General features: G+C 65.6%; 1 protein-coding gene. It reads left to right on the top strand.

The window, feature by feature from the left end; genetic code table 11:
- Positions 1–369 precede the first annotated feature (369 nt).
- Positions 370–1623 carry an ATP-binding protein gene (locus BN4346_RS46725; protein ID WP_067977070.1) on the top strand — a complete coding sequence of 418 codons (1254 nt, stop codon included), beginning with the start codon at positions 370–372 and terminating at the stop codon, positions 1621–1623.
- Positions 1624–1796: the final 173 nt, after the last annotated feature.

Raw genomic sequence — 1796 nt, 5'->3', positions numbered from 1 at the left:
AGTTCTTGTCGGCGGGGCCGGCGGCGGGGGCGGCGGCGCCGGCCTGCCCGGCGGGGTCGGCAGTCAGCCATCGCGATAGCGGCGACGCTATCCGACTGCGACACACCCACATGCCCGCCAGCCGATACTCAAGGTGACGGCTGTGGCCCAACGGCCGGCCTCGCGTCGTTGCAGTCGGTCTTGACGGCAATCCGCTCAGCGATGCGGCGCCGGCAATCTCTCGGCGGCAGTGCCGCGACGTGCCCTGCCAACGACACCTTCTGCGGACCGCATATCGTCAGCATCATAGCCGCATATCGTCATGATCTACTCCGCATAACATCAAATGCTCGATCGCATATCGGCAAGCTCGGATATCCTGGATTGATCATGTCGACTCGACATCTGCGCGCCCGGAGGGCGGCCACCGCCGTGAGCGATGCGTTGGCCGATACCCGGGTGGTGCTGATCAACGGGGCGCGCCAGGCCGGGAAGAGCACGCTGGCGAGAACGGTCGCCGGCCAACGCACCGCCGAGTGGCGCGACCTGGATCGCCCTCAGGACCGACAGTCCGCACTGGCCGATCCGGTCGGCTTCGTCGAGTCCGACGCACTGATGGTCATCGACGAGATTCAGCGCGTTCCCGAACTGCTGCTGGCGATCAAGGTCGCTGTCGACACAGACCCTCGACCCGGCCGTTTCCTGCTGACTGGATCGTCGCGGCTACTCGGATTGCGCGACTTGCCCGACACCTTGGTCGGTCGGATGGAGACCGTCGAGCTGTACCCGTTCTCCCAGGGAGAGATCGACACCACGCCCGATGGATTCGTCGACGCGGTGTTCGGGCATGGCCCGTCGATCCAGCACGAATCGGCGGTATCGCGGTCCGACTACACCGAGCGACTCGTCCGGGGCGGACTGCCCGAGGCGGTTGCACGCAACGATCCCCGTCGACGCGGCATCTTCATCGACAACTACGTGCAGAACTTGATCGAGCGCGACGTGCGGCAACTCGCCGAGATCGAGCGCGTTCCGCAACTGATGACCCTTGTTCGGCTCCTCGCTGCCCGCTCCGGCACGCTGGTTGCCGCCGGCGCGCTCGAAAAAGACCTTGAGTTGTCCCGCAACACCATCCAGCGGTACCTACGCTTGCTCGAAGAGATCTTCCTCATCAAGCGAATCCCCGGATGGCGGCGTAACCTCGGCGCACGGGTGACCGCCGCACCCAAGCTGGTTTTCACAGACTCCGGTATCGCCGCGAGACTTCTCGCCGCCGATCCACATACCCTACGACGCCCAGGTGGCCCGTTCGGGCCCCTGTTGGAAGGCTTCGTCATCGCAGAGCTGGCCCGCCAGCTCACCTGGTCGCAGACGCTCGCCGAGATGTACCACTACCGAGACAAGAACAAAGTCGAGGTCGACATCGTGCTGCAAGATCGACACGGCGCAGTCGTCGGCATCGAAGTAAAGGCCGGCTCCACAGTGCGGTCAGAGGACTTCCGCGGACTTGCGCATCTGGGCAGGCAACTTGGCGACGAGTTCCGCGCCGGCCTCGTCCTCTACACCGGCGCGCAGACCCTCCCGTTCGGGGACAAACTACGCGCCGTGCCGATCAGCGCGCTCTGGCAACTGGACCCGCGCTGACGGGCGCCAAGCGGGTCAGGCACGACGACGAAACGCCTGTAAGTCGCGGTCTGGTGAAAAGCGGTCACATCTGCCCTCGATTCGGTCGACACCGCAACCCTGCCCGGCCCGTCGACGCGCGGTCTCCGTAGTCGACTACCCGATTCCCGGCGATGCGCCGCCCGGCTACGCAG

Source organism: Mycolicibacter icosiumassiliensis (assembly GCF_900078685.2).
Taxonomy (GTDB): domain Bacteria; phylum Actinomycetota; class Actinomycetes; order Mycobacteriales; family Mycobacteriaceae; genus Mycobacterium; species Mycobacterium icosiumassiliensis.
The sequence above is the reverse complement of the archived record's forward strand: the minus strand, read 5'-3'. Positions and strand labels throughout refer to the sequence as shown.

Excerpts from the sequence above, each read along its gene's own strand:
- BN4346_RS46725 (WP_067977070.1), top strand. The coding sequence starts at position 370 with ATGTCGACTCGACATCTGCGCGCCCGGAGGGCGGCCACCGCCGTGAGC.